Source organism: Chitinophaga sp. (assembly GCF_035564935.1).
Taxonomy (GTDB): domain Bacteria; phylum Bacteroidota; class Bacteroidia; order Chitinophagales; family Chitinophagaceae; genus Chitinophaga.
Map to the genome: position 1 here is coordinate 1 of NZ_DATMTE010000488.1, position 17,023 is coordinate 17,023.

A 17,023-nucleotide genomic window follows, 5' to 3' on the forward strand; every position below is an offset into this window, starting at 1 on the left:
TATCGGTAAAATCTTCCCGGAACAGGCAAAAGTAACCGGTTTGCCGGTCGGTAAGCGGTTCCCAGGAATAAGGGATCATCGGGTTCATGAAAGATAAACACGCGCCTTCTATCCGGATACTCTTATCTGAATAAGATAAAATACCGCCACCCTGTACAATGAGTGAGATCTTATAAAAATCCCTCCTGTTGGACGGCAGGTTAGTGGTGCTGCAGCCAAATTCCTCCAGCCGGTTCACGCTGAACTGCCCGTTGGGGTACTCCTGTCCGTGCAATGCGAAAAAGGACGCTGCGCTTTCTTTTGCTTTCATACCTGTAAAATTATGAAATTCAAACGGAAACACATGGCCTGGTCATGGCCCCGGGTAAACGCCTTTTTTCAACAGTTCAACCGGCTAAATCTGCAACTCATGAAATATTGGATGGCTGTCATCCGCGGCTGTTGCATTTTTACGCCGGATGCTTCGCACAAAAACAGCCGCATATGAAATTCGAAAAAGTGCACAACAAAGGACAGGCGCAAATTTTCAGCAACAGGTACCTGGAACTGCTTACAAAAACACATCCCATCGTTATTTTCGGGATGTACCTGCCGGTGATCGGCTATATGATTTACCACAGCCGCACCTCGTTACACTACTCCTGGTTAAAGATCGGTCTTATTTATGTGGCGGCCGTGCTCGGGTGGACGCTTTTTGAATACCTCGCTCACCGGTTTATTTTCCACTGGGTAAGCGAACATCCGCTGGCAAAGAAGATCACTTATACGATGCATGGTAATCACCACGAATACCCCCGCGACCGTCAGCGGCTATTTATGCCACCGGTGCCCAGCGTGATCATTTCCTCTTTTCTTTTTGCTGTTTTTTATTTACTAATGCAACATGCGGCCTGGGTATTTTTCCCGGGCTTCATTTCCGGCTACCTTGCCTACGGAAGTATGCACTATGCTATCCACGCATGGGCGCCGCCGTTTAAATGGCTGAAACCTTTGTGGCGCAATCATCACCTCCATCACTATAAAAATGAGGAACTGGGTTTTGGCGTAAGCTCCACACTGTGGGACCGTGTGTTCGGTACCATGTTCTAACCCCGACTGGCCCTGCTTTTGGCTGCACCGGATAATTGTTCGCGATACAATTAACCAGTAACGGGCATCAGCACAAAAATACAGGGCTGAAATTTCTCAACATTTTAGTTATTTTTAGTCTGCTTTGTAAATAACAGGGATTCCACAAACAGACTGAAAGACTGCAATGACTAGTGATTTTAATGAAAAAGAACTCCTGGAAATGCTCGCGGAGGATAGTGAATATGCTTTCGCCAGCATATTTGATCATTACCGGCCAAGGGTGCAGGGCACTGCCGTGAAACTACTGAAAAGCACCTCCCTGGCCGAAGAAGTAGTGCAGGACGTATTCCTGAAATTATGGTTGAAAAGAAGGGAGATGAATACCGTGAGTCATCTCAGCGCCTTTATTCTTACCATGACCAGGAACCTGGTATTTGACCGTTTTAAGAAAAAAGTACACGAGGCCGCTTACCGCAAACATATAGAACAGCTCCCCGCTGTTATTAATGATACTGATCATAAAGTGCGTACCTCCCTTGCCGGTAAAGTGCTGCAACACGCTATAGACGGGCTTCCCGCCAGGCAGAAACAGGTGTATGAAATGGTGCGCATCCAGGGCTTGTCGATGGAAGAGATCTCAGAAAATCTCTCCATCTCTAAAAGCACCGCGAAAGGCCATCTCACAGCCGCTCTCCAATCCATCCGGAATTACCTGGAAAAACACCCTGATACTTTATTGGATGTAGTGGGCATACAGGTACTGATCAGCATTTTCCATCAGTCATAATAGTCCCGGAAAAAAAAATATTCCGGCCAACCAGTACCCGGCCATTGCTCAGTCGTCTCACTTATGTAATGCCACGTTCCATGGATCAGACGAGATTTAACCATTTAATGGAGATGTACACCGCCGGCAAGCTGAATGACCACGAATGGCAAGAGCTTGCGGGGATGGTGATGTCGGGTGAATATGACCAGCCCCTGCATGGATTCATTGAAGGCGTATACCACACAGCGGAACATAACGAGGCGCTGAACCAGGAAAAACGGCAGGAGATCCTTGATAAGATTTATAATACGGAAACACCAGCACGGAAGCTACCGGTATTCTGGTGGGCTGCCGCATCACTGTTGTTATTACTGGCATCAGGCGCTGCTTATTTTTACCTGCAACCTGCAAAAACGGCTCCCATATTGCCTGTACAACCTGTTGTTAAAACAAGGGATGTGCAACCAGGCACCAACAAAGCCATGCTCACCCTGGCTGATGGCTCCGTGGTTACCCTGGATACACTGGGCAGGCAGGAGCTGGTACAGGGCAACACCGCCGTGCGTCAGCGTAACGGCCTCCTTCAATATGAAAACCGCGGACAGGATAACGCGAACAGCTATAATACCCTTACTACACCCAAAGGAGGGCAATACCGCCTCCTGTTGCCGGACGGCACTGCCGTATGGCTGAATGCCGGGTCATCACTTCGCTACCCGGTAGCCTTCAGCGATGCGGAACGAAGGGTAACGCTTACCGGGGAAGCCTATTTTGAAGTAGTACATGACCATAAAAAACCATTCAGGGTACAGGTGGGCAACCAGGTGGTGGAAGACCTGGGCACACGTTTCAATATCAATGCCTATGCCGATGAACCTGTGGCCAGCACCACACTGCTGGAAGGCGCTGTGAAAATAAACAATACCCTCCTCAAGCCGGGAGAACAGGCTCAGGTAACGAAAGAAGGTGTTATTTCCGTGGTGAAAAATATAAATACCGCAGATGCGGTGGCCTGGAAAGAAGGCTTTTTTGTTTTCAGGAACGATAACCTGAAAACCGTTATGCGGGAACTTGCCCGCTGGTACGATGTAGAAATAATTTATCAGCCAAATATTAATAACAACCAGCAATTTTCAGGCAGGATCGATCGCAGTCTTACGCTGGCCCAGGTATTAAACGGGCTGGCCTTAACAAAAGCACGTTTTACAATAGAAGACAACCGGAAAGTAGTGATACTTCCATAAACAAGTTTATATCAACCAACGGCTGACTTAAAACAAAACCAGGAATGCGCGAACATTCCCGGTGGATGTCTTAGGTCAACTTAATAAACATTGCCCTGAACGGCCATTTATTATTTAACCAAAACACTGCAAAAGTATGTCTTTTTTTTACTGCTGTAAAAGGAATTTCCGGCTGCCCGGAACTTTCCGGCAACTCCTTCTTACTATGAAGCTAACGGTTGTTCTTATTGTACTTGCCCTTGGGGTAAATGCCAGCGGATACTCCCAGAAAGTATCCCTGAGCGGCAATAATATTCCGCTTGAAAAAATATTTGCCGCTATTGAAAAGCAAACAGGCTACGCTTTTTTCTATAACAATGTAGATATCGGTAAAGCGCCGGCTGTAAGTATTTCTGTTCAGCATGCCAGCCTGGAAGCGGCGCTGGGAAAGATTTTGAAAGATCAGCCACTGATGTATACCATTCTTGGCAAAACAATCTTTATCAGGAGCGTTACCGGTAATAAACAACCTGATGTTACAGCAACCGCAGCGCCGGTGCGCGGTGTAGTTACGGATGCGGCCAGCGGCAAACCGCTGGTAGGCGTTACCATCCAGGTGAAAGGCAGCAGTACCGGCACCACCACGGATATAGACGGTAAGTTCAGCATTGCCGCACCTGAAAACGCTATACTGGTAGTATCATACCTCGGCTTCGCCAAACAGGAGGTGAAAGTGAACGGCAACGCAGCATTGAACATCGCTTTACAGGCCACTAACACCGGGCTTAACCAGGTAGTGGTGATCGGCTACGGAACGGAACGCAAAAAGGACCTTACCGGCGCTATCGCCTCCATCAAATCAGAAGATCTTACCAAAACCGCTGCCAATAGCTTTACTACCGCTATCCAGGGTAAAGTGCCGGGCGTATTTATTTCACAAACCGGTGGCGCCCCGGGCGCAGCAGCATCGGTACGCATCAGGGGAGTAGGTACCACCGGCGGCAACCAGCCCCTTTACGTGATCGATGGCTTCCCGGTAAACGGGGAGGGGATGAGCATCCCCGGCAGCTCCTATAAAGTAGACGGCCTCTCTATCATTAACCCCGCCGATATAGCCTCCATTGAAGTGTTGAAAGACGCTGCCGCGGCAGCTATTTATGGCTCCCGCGCAGCCAACGGTGTAATCCTGGTCACTACCAAACGGGGAAAAGAAGGCCTGGTAGATGTTAACGTGAATGCATATACGGGATTTTCCCAGCTATGGAAAAAACCAGCCTTCCTCAATGCTACAGAATTTGCCCGGATGGCAAATGAACTGTATACCAATTCAGGCATGGCCCCCAATCCACAATGGGCCGATCCTGAATCCTTTGGCAAAGGCACAGATATGATCGGTGAAATTTTCCGTAACGCCCCCATGCAAAACTATGATCTCAGTTTTTCGGGAGGTACACAAAAATTAAAAGCGAGAATGTCTCTTGGTTATACCGATCAGAAAGGAACCATGATAGGCACATCTTACAAAAGATACACCGGCAGGCTCACCGTAGACCTGAAAGGCAACGATAAATTCAGTTTCGGCGGATCGCTTGCCTTTGCCGCTACCGAATCCAAAGGCCAGAATACGGATGCTATGCAGGGAGGTATCTTTAACCTCGCCCAACAGTTCTTTCCCACACTCAGCAGGGACTCAGCGTTCTTTGGTCCCGGTGGCTACTATACCAAAGATGGCGATAATCCTATCCTGAAGGCCGGTTCTATCGACAATAATCTCAAAAACTTCCGCATCTACGGTAATGCCTTCGGGGAATACGAAATCATAAAGCACCTGAAATTCAGAACAAGTATCGGGATTGACATCAACAATAACAGGATCTCCGCCTGGGAAGGGAAAGCGGAAAGAGGGTTTTATATACATCCGCAGGCAACACTGTCTGAGAGATACGACCAGGGCGATACCCGCCTGATTGAAAATACATTATCCTATTCAAAAGCATTCGGCGATCACAGCTTCTCTGCAGTAATAGGACAAACAGCGCAAACCATCCGCACCAGCTGGATCTCTGCTGCCGGCAACGGTTTCCAGAATGAAGCGCTGCAGGTGATCAATGCCAGTGATATCAGCCTGCGTACGGCCAGCGGTACCAACGCTTACTCCACGCTGGCCTCTTACCTGGGCCGCGTGAACTATTCCTATAAAAGTAAATACCTGCTCTCGGCCAGCCTGCGCCGCGATGGTTCTTCCAACTTCGGTCCCAATAACAAATGGGGTAACTTTGCTGCCGTGTCCGCCGGCTGGCGCATCTCGGAAGAAGCCTTCATGAAACCACTGGCAGGTATCCTGAGCGATCTGAAACTCCGCGGCAGCTGGGGACAACTTGGTAACGACGCTATCCCCGCTTTTGGTTATTTAAGCACTATCCGAAGCGGCGCCGGTTCAGACAACTACGTGTTCGGAACAGGCACACAGGCCATTGTAACAGGTGCTACTATGATACGCCCCGGCAACCCCGACCTGAAATGGGAAACCACCGAACAAACAGATATCGGTATCGATGCATCTTTCCTGGAAGACCGGCTGTATCTCACCGCCGACTATTTTATCAAGAACACGAAAGACATGCTGATCAGCTTGCCGGTATCCCTGGAAGCGGGTTTCCAGAATGCGCCCACCGTTAACGGCGGCAGTGTGCAGAACAAAGGACTGGAATTGTTGCTGGGATTCAGGGATCATATCGGCAGCCTGCATTTCGATGTAAGCGGTAATATCGCTACCCTTAGCAACGTGGTGAAAAGTTTGGGTGTGGGACAACCCATTGTTGGGCCCAACCTCGCAGGCACCAGCATGACCATGACCTATACCCAGGCCGGTAGGCCAATAGGATACTACCGCGGGTACATAGTGGATGGTGTTTACCAGACAGATGAAGAAGTAAATAAAACTTTCCAGCCAAATGCAGTGGCGGGCGATTTCAGGTACAGGGATGTGAACGGCGATAAGTCGCTCACGGATGAAGACAAGGTAATGATCGGCAAACCCTGGCCCAATTTCACTTACGGGTTTAATATGAACCTCTCCTGCAAAGGGTTCGATCTGAACGTACTGTTCCAGGGCGTATCGGGCAACCAGATCTACCGCGCCAATAAAGTGTCGAACTACCCCATGAAATACTTCAACGGCAACGGTATCGTAAACGGTGTGAAAGAAGTGCTGAATCACTGGACGCCGGGCAGCGGCATCAACAATCAACCAGGGCTGAAATATATTGATGCCAACGGGAACTATGCCAACCCTTCTTCCTTTTTTGTAGAAGATGGCGACTACCTGCGCCTGCGCAATATTGTGCTGGGATATAACCTGCCCAATCATCTCATCAAAAACAGCCTGTTCAAAAGTGTAAGGGTATATGTAAGCGCGCAAAATTTATTTACCATCACGAAGTACTCAGGCTTTGACCCGGAAATAGGAAGTACCGATCCGCTTAATTCCGGTATAGATACCGGTGTATTTCCGCAGCCACGCACTTTCATGGGAGGTATAAATGTAGGTTTCTGATTTCACGATTAATTCAAACAGCTATGAAAATATTCACCAAAAATATGATGTTGCTTGCTATTGGCTTATGCACCGCTTCCTGCGGGGCCGATTTCCTTACAGTAACACCAAAAGATGTACTTACAGATGCCAACTTTTTCCTGACAGAAGGAGACGCACAATCGGCCCTGATCGGGGCGTATGGCCAGTTACAGGAAGAATCCACTTTCGGCAATGTGGTGGATGCTGCCAACATTGAATGGACCATCAGCGGGGATCTTTACGAACAGGATCAGAATACGCCGCGTGTGCAGCTGGAAATGCTTACGCTGCCTGCCAACAACCTGTACATAGGCCAGATGTATGCGGGCCTGTACCAGGGCGTAGCCAGGGCAAATTTTGTAATAGAAAGGGTAGGGAAGATGGATAAACTGGGGGAAACTGTAAAAGCACAGATCGTGGCACAGGCTAAATTCCTGCGCGCTATTTACTACTATAAACTGGTGAACTATTTTGGGGGTGTTCCGCTGGTAACAACAGAGCTGAACGCGGCCTCCAAACTCGATATCCCGCGCGCATCTGCTGCAGAGGTATGGAAACAGGTGGAAACAGACCTGAAAGAAGCCGCTGATATATTGCCCGTTACATGGACCAATGCCGCCGATATGGGAAGAGCCACCAAAGGTGCGGCCCTGGCTTATCTTGCCAAAGTGTACCTGTGGCAAAAAAACTGGAGCGGCGCCGTCACCGCCGGCGAGGCGGTGGTGAACTCCGGTGTATACGACCTGCTGTCCGATTTCAGGAGCGTATTCCTGGAAACAAATAAAAACAATAAGGAAATTGTTTTTGCTACACAATACAGTTCCCAGAGCAATGGCATTGAAGGTAATGGCCTGGATGTGCGCTCTGCTCCAAGAGGCGCTGCTGCACAGTTTATTGGCCGTGGCGCCAACAGTAATTTCGTTCCGCAAACCAACTGGATCAACGCTTTCGAAAGAGATGCTTCCGGCAAAATAAAAGACAAACGCTACTGGGGCGTGATCATCGGCCCGGGAGAACCCCACCAGGAAATGCCCGGCTTTGTAATGCCGCTTACTTTCCCTAACGGGTATACGAAAACAGGCTATATTGTTACCAAGTACTGGCAAAAGGCATCTGTCGTAAACTCAGGCGTTAACGCACCCGTGGTAAGGTTTTCTGAAGTGCTGCTGAACTATGCGGAAGCGCTCAATGAAACAGGCCGCTCTGAAGATGCCATGAAACTGGTGAACAGGGTGAGAGCCCGTGCCGGCCTGGATCCCGCGCCGCTCAATCTTTCAAAAGACAAAACCCTCGATGCTATTTACAACGAACGCCGTTTTGAATTTGTATGGGAACCTGCAGGTGCATACTCTGACCTGAACCGTCGCGACAGGCTCATTGATTTTATCCGTAAAAACCGCGCGGATTTTGCAAAGATAGAAGTGGATACCAAACCCTGGTTGAAAGAACATCCCATCCTTTTACCCATCCCATTGGGCGCATGGAACGTAAATAAATCACTGGTGCAGAATCCTGGTTATCCGTCTTTCTAAAATAAAAACAGCAATCATCAAAAATAAGGTAATGAGAAAATGCTTAACCATTTGTTTATTGATGCTTGTCTGTGGTGGTACACAGGCACAGTCGCTCTCCGCTGATTCGGCAGCCATAAACAGATTACCATCTATCCCCTTTTTACCATCGCCGCTGATACTGGATGAAGGAGGTAAAAATATCCCGGTGAAAACCACCGCGCAATGGCAACAGAAACGCAGCGAGATCAGGAAGCAATACCAGCATTGGGTATCAGGAACAGTACCGCCGGCGCCGAAGTCTTTCTCTGTGGAAGTACTTTCCGAAAGAACGGAGAACAATGTGAAAATACGGCTGGTGCAATTAAGTTTCGGTCCGGGTAACCGCGCTAAAATGACCCTGGAGCTGATGATACCGCCTTCAGCAAACCGCTTGCCCGTATTCATGACCCAGTGGAATCACCGCGGATGGGCGCAGATTGCCGTACGCAGGGGATACATCGGTTGTGTGTATGCCGGTGCAGATGGAAAAGATGATACCCGCAATTACAACGAAATATTTACCGGCTACGATTTTGCTACACTGATGAAACGCGCCTGGGGCGCTTCCCGCGTGGTAGATTACCTGGTGAAGCTCCCGGAAGTGGATACCGCCTGCATTGCTATCACAGGCCATTCGCGCAATGGCAAGCAATCCCTGATGGCAGCGGCTTTTGATGAACGCATCAAAGCGGTGGTGAGCAGCAGCGGCGGCACAGGAGGGGAGAGCACTTTCCGTTTTTCTGATGAACGTTTTGAATCGGAATCGGTGGAAGAGATCACCCGTGTTTTCCCGCAATGGTTTCATGCCCGGTTAAGATTATTCAGCGGCCGCGAACAACAATTGCCGGTAGATCAGAACCTCCTGATGTCGCTGGTAGCGCCCCGCGGATTAATGATGGTATCGGCCATTACGGAAACACAGGGCAACGGCTGGGGAATAGAACAGTCGTACAAATCAGTGTCTTCCGCCTATCATTTCCTCCATGCTGATAAGAACATTGCCTTGCTGCTGCGCCGTGGCCGGCATCAACATGCGGCACGCGAAGCGGAAGACTTCATAGATTTCTTCGACTATATTTTTCACCGCACTACAAAAGCACCGGAAAATAAAATGTACTACGGTTATTCCTTTGAAAAATGGCGGCAGCACAGCGGAGAGAAAATTGATCCTGCAAAATGGCAGCCTCACGCTACGTTATCTGCCGATAGCCTTATCCGCTGGCTGTTAGGTAATGAGCCGCCGGGTATCGGCTCAGACCGTGTCTTATCGCCGGTAATGACCCGCAATCATACCTACCCCGACGATTACCTGTCTGAAGTGATCGGCGAACGTGCCCTGCCAGGCAGTATAGCTAAAATGGTGGTAGGCCCGTATAATGCGCTGGGAGAGGATTTGTGGGGAAATATCTATTTCCCGTCGGAGGTGGTAAAGGGAGATTCAGTAACCGGGAAATTACCGCTTGTGATCCTGTTGCACGATTATTCCTATGCTACCGGCAGTCACCAGCGGTTACCCGCAGCAGTACGCCGCTTTACTGAAAAGGGATATGCCGTACTCACTTTTGATTTTCCCGGCTTCGGCACCCGTATTGAAGAAGCCGCCAATTTTTATACACGTTACCCGCACTGGTCGCTGATGGGGAAAATGGTTGCGGATACCCGCAGCATCATTAACGACGCATATACCCGTATGCCTTTTGTAGATACCACGCATATTTACCTGGCAGGCTATTCACTTGGAGGAACAGTAGCATTGCTGACCACAGCCCTGGATCCCCGCGTGAAGGGAGTGGCAGCTGTAGCTGCATTCGGCTCGCTGCGGCATGCGGATAAGTCCACGGAAGGAGTGCAGCATTATTCCCACCTGCACGGACTTATACCAAGGCTTGGTTTTTTTGAAGGAGCGGAAAAAAATATCCCGGTAGATTTTGATGATGTGCTTCGCAGTATCGGCTCCAGGCCCATACTGATTGTAGCGCCGCAGCACGACAGGCATCATCCGCTGCCGGAAGTACGCCGGATGGTAACGCCTGCTATGCAAACAAATAAGCAGCTTTCTTTTGAAACTCCAAACGACTATGGCCGCTTTACTGCAGAGATGCAGGAAATGATGGCCGGCTGGTTGCAGGCACAAAAGAAGTAGTGGTAAGGTATATCGGGGCTCCGTAAGGAGCCCTTTTTTATTACCTTTAACGGGAGATGATAACGCTGCTAACCATACTGATCAGCAACTGTTGCGCGGAGATCCGCCCGGATAGCCTGTCGCCCCGCAGTACGGATACCACGCACCTGTCTTACACCGTGGCGCCGGCGAACGACTGGAACGCCCTCTTCACCCGTGAATCCGGCTGGTTTGGCGGCGATGGCATCTTCAGCATTCCCCTGAACGGTGTGGACACCGCCGGCGCTGCCGACAGCACCCTGCTGCTGTTCAGCGACAGTATGACGGGCACCATCCGCGATGGCAAACTGCAGCCGGATGTTGCCATGATCCATAATTCTGCTGCCGTGCTGAAAGGCAACGCACCACTGGAAAAAAATATCCGCTTCTGGTGGAATACAGGTCCTGCTGCTTTATTTGAACCGCATACCCCCGCCGCTGTAAAAGACGACTACTACTGGTTGGGCGACGGCTTCGTGAATCACGCCAAAGGGAATGATATCTACATTACCGCTTATCGCATCCGGAATATCAGCAACAAAGATTTTGGCTTCGCTGAAACAGGCAATGCCTTTATCGTCTTGCCCGCAGGCAGCAAGCCGCCTTTTACTAAACATCGCCAGCTGGATACGCCATTGTTCCTGCCCGCCGCCGGTAATGAAAACAGCTCTTTCGGCGCCGGAATTTTGGTGAATACCCAACAGGCCGGCGCACCCGATCCTGATGGCTATGTGTATGTATATGGCATCAAAGGGCAACAGAAGGAAGTGCTGGTAGCCCGTGTATTGCCGGAAAATATAGAACATTTTGAAAGATGGTACTACTGGAACAGGCAGCAATGGTCCACAGATATCGCGCAGGCCGCTGCCATCACGGCGCATGCCTCCAATGAACTGAGCGTAACCCCGCTGAAAGACGGCCGTTATGCCCTCATTTGCCAGGTAGACGGTATGAGCCCTGTGGTAGGGCTGCGGCTGGGACTCAGCCCTGCAGGCCCCTTCGGACCGGTCATCAAAATATGGGAATGCCCCGAAGTAAAGGAAAACAAACACTTTTTCGTGTATAACGCCAAAGCACATCCGAATTTGTCAAAACCCGGTGAACTACTCATCAGCTATAATGTAAACGCTTTCGACTTCCTCAATGAGCTTGCCATGCAGCCACAACTGTACCGCCCCCGCTTCATAAGGCTTACCTTCCAATAACCACTGGTCACTATCCCGCTTGATAAAAAGCGGTTATTTTTATACATTGGCGCACCAGCTCGCTACAGCTGCTTAACAACAAATCTGAACAGCGCTTATGAAGAGATTACTATTCGGGTGCGCTGCCATACTGATGGCCGCCACTACCTATGCCCAGGAAAACGCCCTATGGCTGAGGAATCCGTCTATCTCCCCCGATGGCAGTACCATCGCCTTCGGCTATAAAGGGGATATTTACCGGGTAGATGCGAAAGGAGGAGTGGCCGTTCCGCTCACCATCCATGAAGCCCACGACATGCTCCCGGTTTGGAGTCACGATGGCAAATACATCGCCTTTGCCAGTGACCGCTACGGTAACTTCGACGTATTTGTAATGCCCGCTGAAGGCGGCGCACCGGTACGTCTCACCACCAACAGCGCCGGCGATTTTCCGTACGATTTCACCGCAGATAACAAACAGGTATTGTTTGGAAGCGCCCGCAACGCACCTGCCGCCAGCGTAAGGTTTCCCTACCGCCTTTTCAGGAACATGTACACCGTTCCTGTAACCGGCGGCCGTGCTACACTGCTCAGCGCAGCCGGCGCCGATGTGGCGCATTACAACAAGGCAGGGAACAAACTGATTTTCCAGGATCGTAAAGGATATGAAGATCCGATGCGTAAACACCACGTATCTTCCGTAACCCGCGATATATGGGTAATGGACATCGCCAAAGGCAGCTACGAAAAAGTATCGGAATATAACGGGGAAGACAGGGAGCCGGTTTTCGGTAATGGCAACGATATTTATTATCTCAGCGAAAAAGGCGGTATCTCCCAGAACCTCTTCAAAGGATCTGTTACTGATAAAACCAGTATGCAGCAGCTCACCACCTTTACCAAACACCCGGTGCGTAATCTTTCAAAAGCAGATAATAATACCCTTTGCTTCACCTATAACGGTGAAATATATACGCTGAAGGAAGGAGAGCAACCCCGCAAACTGGAAGTGCGCATCTTCAACGACGGAAGGGCGGGTGTCGTGAAAAATGTACCGGTAAACGGCAACACCACCGAATTTGCCATGAGCCCCGATGGTAAACAAATGGCATTCATAGCCAGGGGAGAGGTGTTCGTTACCAGCGTGGAAGGTAATCTTACCAAACGTATCACCAATACACCCCAGCAGGAAAGAATGGTGCAGTGGTCGCCCGATGGCAAACGCCTCATCTATGCCGCAGAACGCAACGGCAATTGGGATATCTATCAAACTACCAAAGTACGCAGCGAAGAACCTTATTTCTTTGCGGCCACCCTCCTGAAAGAAGAACCGGTGATTGCCACCGCCGCAGAAGAATTTCAGCCGGTATTCTCTCCGGACGGAAAAGAAATTGCCTACGTGGAAAACCGTAATATCCTCAAAGTATTTAATATCGCTTCCGGTAAAAGTCGCACGCTGCTGCCCGCTGGCCGCAATCATTCCTACTCGGATGGCGACTGGAGCTTTGAGTGGAGCCCCGATGGCAAATGGATCGTTACAGACGACCAGCAGGGTTACTTCAGCATGAAAAACGCTACGCTCATCCCCGCCGATGGTAAAGGCGCCTCCATTTATCCCGTCAACAGCGGCTTCGGTGAAGGCAGTACCAAATGGGCCGCCGGCGGAAAAATGCTCACCTGGGCCAGCAGCCGCGAAGGACGTAAATCCCTCGCGAAACAAGGCAGCCGCGAAGTAGATATCTACGCCGTTTTCTTCGACCAGGAAGCATACGACAACTACAAACTGTCGAAAGATGAATTTAACCTCCTGAAAGAAAAGGAAGCAACCGGCGGCAAAGCAGCGAAAGACTCCGCACTGAAAGCCAAAGATTCTGCCGACGCAAAGAAAGGATTCCATCCCGATTTCAATAACCTGGAGAACAGGAAAGTAAAACTCACTATCAACAGCGCCTCCATCAGCGATTATGTGCTCAGCAAAGACGCCGGTAAACTGTATTACATGGCTTCCTTTGAAAAAGGATACGACCTCTGGGTAACGGAACCAAGAACCGGTGAAACAAAGATCCTCGCCAAACTGGGTGGCACACCCGGTGGTATAGAGCTGAGTAAAGATGGCAACACCCTCTTCGTGAGTAACCGCGGCAGTGTGGTAAAGGTAGATGCCAACAGCGGAAAAATTACGCCGGTGTCTATCAGTACGGAACTGTCGCTCAACCAGGATGCAGAACGTAAATACATCTTCTGGCATGCATGGAAGCAGGTGAAAGAAAAATTCTATGATCCTACCATCCGTAACATCGACTGGAAAATGTACGGCGATAACTACGCCCGTTTCCTCCCGCATATCAGCAACAACTACGACTTTGAAGAACTGCTCAGCGAACTGCTGGGAGAACTGAATGGTTCCCATACCGGTGGCCGCTATTCCCCCCAGCAAATGAATGGCGACGCTACGGCATCGTTAGGGCTACTGTATGATGAAACCTCTACTGCCGATGGTTTGAAAGTAGATGATATCATTGCCGGTGGTCCTTTCAACAAGGCAGCCAGCAAGCTGAAAAAAGGTAACATCATCGAAAAAATTGATGGCGAAAGCATTACTGCCAAATCCGACTGGGCGTCTTTACTGAACCGCAAAGCAGGTAATAATGTGTTGGTAACCATCTACAATCCTGATACCAAAGCCCGTTGGGAAGAAACCGTGAAACCCATTTCTTCCGCGGAAGAAAATACACTCATGTATAAACGCTGGGTAGAGCACACCCGTGAAATGGTGGATAAGCTCAGCAACGGGAAAGTAGGTTATGTGCATGTACAAAGCATGAACGATGCCAGCTATCGCTCTGTATACGACGAAGTAATGGGCCGCAACCGCGATAAAAAAGCCCTGATCGTGGATACCCGCTTTAATGGTGGCGGATGGCTGCACGATGATCTTTACAACTTCCTCAGCGGTAAAAAGTACCTCGATTTTGCACCACAGGGCGAAAGGCTCAAAGGCGGTGAACCCACCGGCCAGTGGCAGGCGCCGAGTTGTGTGATCATGAGCGAAGGCAACTACAGCGATGCATTCATCTTCCCTTATATTTACAAACAAGGGAATATAGGTAAGCTCATTGGTATGCCGGTACCCGGTACCGGTACCGCCGTTTGGTGGGAAACACAGATAGATCCCACCATGGTATTCGGAATACCCATGGTAGGCACTATTGGCAAAGAAAACCGGCCTACCGAGAATTTGCAGCTGGAACCGGATATCAGGGTGCCGCTTCCTTACGAAGAGTTCCTGGCTGGTAAAGATGCCCAGCTGGAAGCTGCCGTAAAAGAGATGTTGCAGGAAATTAAATAAAATGGGTTAATGAATAAACGGGCCCCTGCAGCGGAATGCTGCGGGGGCTTTTTGTTTATGCTGACTGATGTAATCTGTTAGTACTTACCGTTTTCTGGAGATAAATACCTGATTTGAATGATAAGAAAACCGGTATGAAGATTCAACCATATTCGCATGATGTTACTGCATCTGAAATAGAACTGATAAGAAGCATGGGATTTGAAATTAAAGGGGAGGTTGATCATTGTGAAGATTTTGTAAAAAGATATTTTCATAAATGTGACCTTTTGAAATTACTTCATGATCTTAATGAGATTTAGAGGCTGTTTGTATGACCGGGAACTAATTTAAACCGCTTGATTCCCCCTTTTTTTCCACCCCTTGTTTCTCTTCCCCATAAACCTTAGCTTTGAGACAACAATAATCTCCAATATCAACCAATCATTAATTATTGCAGCCAGTTTTTAGATTTAATAAGAGATGATGACCGATTACGCGTACTATGCTGATGAAGAGCTGGTTCAGCTGATGGGTAAAGATGATCACAACGCCTTTACAGAAATCTACAACCGTTACTGGAAACGCTTGTACGTGCTGGCGTATGACCGTTTGCGTTCCCGGGAGCTGGCGGAAGATGTAGTGCAGGATGTGCTTACCGGTTTATGGCAGCGCAGAACGCAAACCATCATCCGGTCTCTGCCCGCGTACCTGGCTACTGCCGCCAGGTACGCCGTATTTACCCAATTGTCAAAAATGATCCCCGTAACTGCCGTAGATGCTCTCCCCGAAGCAGTACAGGCAGTAACAGACGATGCCGCCCAGGTGCATTTCCTGCAGCAATCCATGCAGGAACAGCTTAAACAATTACCCGAAAAATGCAGGATCGTATTCGATTACAGCCGGAATATGGGCCTGAGTAACAAAGAAATAGCCACCGAACTGAAGATCTCCGAAAAAGCCGTGGAAAAGCATATCACCAAAGCCCTGCAACGCCTGCGCCTCCAGTTCAGGAATTATTTCCACGCCCTGTTTTAAAATTTTTTTTTACCGGAGGTAGGGTAGCGCCCTTATATCCAGACATACTATAAAGGACCCTGTAAATTATACACGGATGGAAAGGAATGAACTGGCCATACTATCGAAGAAGTACCTTGCCGGAGCGGCCAGTAACGACGAGAAAAACCGTTTGCTGCAATGGTACAATGCTTATGATGAGCAGGCTTTAACAGCATACCTGGCCAGCCCGGAAACGGAAGCCAGCCTGGAGCAGCGGATGCGCCACCGCCTGATGGCGGCCACGGCCCCCGAGCCAAAGGTAGTGCCCATGCGCCGTAATGGCTGGAAAGCAGCGGCAGCAGTATTATTGCTGGTTACAGCCGGCGCCGGCTTCTATGTTTGGCAGTCGGGCAAAAAACAGCCGCTCGCAGAAAAAGCGGTTACTATCACGCCCGGAAGCGATAAAGCCACGCTTACGCTGGCGGATGGAACAGTGGTAAACCTGGACAGTGCAGGCACAGGCGTACTCACGGTACAGGGCAATAGTAAAGTGGAAAAAACCACGCACGGCCAGATCGTGTACAAAAACGGTAATGCCAATGCTGCCGCTGTTACTTACAATACATTACGCACGCCCCGCGGCGGACAATACAAGATCACGCTGCCGGATGGTACAGATGTTTGGCTTAACGCCAATTCATCTGTAAGCTATCCCACTGCATTTACCGGGAAAGAACGGAAGGTGGATATTACCGGCGAAGCCTATTTTGAAGTGGCGGAAGATGCAGAACGGCCTTTTACAGTAAAGGTGAATAACAATATGGATGTGTTAGTGCTGGGCACGCATTTCAATATCAATGCCTATGCAGATGAAAGTACCATTAATACCACCTTGCTGGAAGGAGCGGTACTGGTAAGAACTACCGGCGCCATGCGCCATCTGAATCCTGGGCAGCAGGCGAAGGTTACACCGGCCGGAGATGGGATTGTGGGCGTGAAACGGATAGATGCCAACAGCGCTGTTGCCTGGAAAAACGGGTATTTTTCTTTTGAAGATGCTGATATTCCTACCGTGATGCGGCAATTATCCAGGTGGTATAACATAGAAGTAAAATACAGTGAAAAAATACCGGAAGAAACATTTACAGGGGAAATTGG

General features: G+C 49.5%; 11 protein-coding genes. 10 read left to right on the forward strand and 1 reads right to left on the reverse strand.

Annotated elements, in window-relative coordinates:
- On the reverse strand, positions 1-310 hold a 310-nt coding region (locus VN105_RS12500), incomplete at its 3' end, for an AraC family ligand binding domain-containing protein (RefSeq protein ID WP_325641323.1).
- Between the two features lie 173 nt (positions 311-483).
- Here VN105_RS12500 and VN105_RS12505 point away from each other — a divergent pair.
- From VN105_RS12505 to VN105_RS12550, 10 genes are all read left to right on the forward strand, one after another.
- On the forward strand, positions 484-1,089 hold the full coding sequence (locus tag VN105_RS12505) for a sterol desaturase family protein (RefSeq protein WP_325641325.1): 606 nt from the start codon (positions 484-486) through the stop codon (positions 1,087-1,089).
- A 166-nt stretch (positions 1,090-1,255) separates the two neighbouring features.
- Positions 1,256-1,858: an RNA polymerase sigma factor gene (locus VN105_RS12510; RefSeq protein ID WP_325641327.1), complete on the forward strand. Its 603-nt coding sequence runs from the start codon at positions 1,256-1,258 to the stop codon at positions 1,856-1,858.
- An 80-nt stretch (positions 1,859-1,938) separates the two neighbouring features.
- A complete protein-coding gene (locus tag VN105_RS12515) occupies positions 1,939-3,084 on the forward strand; it encodes a FecR family protein (protein ID WP_325641329.1) in 1,146 nt (381 codons plus the stop codon).
- 136 nt (positions 3,085-3,220) lie between these two features.
- Entirely contained in the window at positions 3,221-6,619 is a 3,399-nt protein-coding gene (locus VN105_RS12520) for a TonB-dependent receptor (protein WP_325641331.1), read from the forward strand.
- 23 nt (positions 6,620-6,642) lie between these two features.
- On the forward strand, positions 6,643-8,172 hold the full coding sequence (locus VN105_RS12525; protein ID WP_325641333.1) for a RagB/SusD family nutrient uptake outer membrane protein: 1,530 nt from the start codon (positions 6,643-6,645) through the stop codon (positions 8,170-8,172).
- A 31-nt stretch (positions 8,173-8,203) separates the two neighbouring features.
- Positions 8,204-10,336, forward strand: coding sequence for an alpha/beta fold hydrolase (locus VN105_RS12530; protein WP_325641335.1), 2,133 nt, complete (start codon positions 8,204-8,206; stop codon positions 10,334-10,336).
- A gap of 56 nt (positions 10,337-10,392) precedes the next feature.
- Entirely contained in the window at positions 10,393-11,559 is a 1,167-nt protein-coding gene (locus VN105_RS12535; RefSeq protein WP_325641337.1) for a DUF4185 domain-containing protein, read from the forward strand.
- A gap of 97 nt (positions 11,560-11,656) precedes the next feature.
- Positions 11,657-14,887 (forward strand): S41 family peptidase, encoded by a 3,231-nt coding sequence (locus VN105_RS12540; RefSeq protein WP_325641339.1) that lies wholly within the window; start codon positions 11,657-11,659, stop codon positions 14,885-14,887.
- Between the two features lie 465 nt (positions 14,888-15,352).
- Positions 15,353-15,904 (forward strand): RNA polymerase sigma factor, encoded by a 552-nt coding sequence (locus VN105_RS12545; RefSeq protein WP_325641341.1) that lies wholly within the window; start codon positions 15,353-15,355, stop codon positions 15,902-15,904.
- Positions 15,905-15,980: 76 nt separating this feature from the next.
- On the forward strand, positions 15,981-17,023 hold a 1,043-nt coding region (locus VN105_RS12550), incomplete at its 3' end, for a FecR family protein (protein ID WP_325641343.1).

Coding starts and splice junctions, on each gene's coding strand:
- VN105_RS12540 (WP_325641339.1), top strand. CDS start 11,657: ATGAAGAGATTACTATTCGGGTGCGCTGCCATACTGATGGCCGCCACT.
- VN105_RS12545 (WP_325641341.1), top strand. CDS start 15,353: ATGACCGATTACGCGTACTATGCTGATGAAGAGCTGGTTCAGCTGATG.
- VN105_RS12505 (WP_325641325.1), top strand. CDS start 484: ATGAAATTCGAAAAAGTGCACAACAAAGGACAGGCGCAAATTTTCAGC.
- VN105_RS12535 (WP_325641337.1), top strand. CDS start 10,393: ATGATAACGCTGCTAACCATACTGATCAGCAACTGTTGCGCGGAGATC.
- VN105_RS12525 (WP_325641333.1), top strand. CDS start 6,643: ATGAAAATATTCACCAAAAATATGATGTTGCTTGCTATTGGCTTATGC.
- VN105_RS12515 (WP_325641329.1), top strand. CDS start 1,939: ATGGATCAGACGAGATTTAACCATTTAATGGAGATGTACACCGCCGGC.
- VN105_RS12510 (WP_325641327.1), top strand. CDS start 1,256: ATGACTAGTGATTTTAATGAAAAAGAACTCCTGGAAATGCTCGCGGAG.
- VN105_RS12530 (WP_325641335.1), top strand. CDS start 8,204: ATGAGAAAATGCTTAACCATTTGTTTATTGATGCTTGTCTGTGGTGGT.
- VN105_RS12520 (WP_325641331.1), top strand. CDS start 3,221: ATGTCTTTTTTTTACTGCTGTAAAAGGAATTTCCGGCTGCCCGGAACT.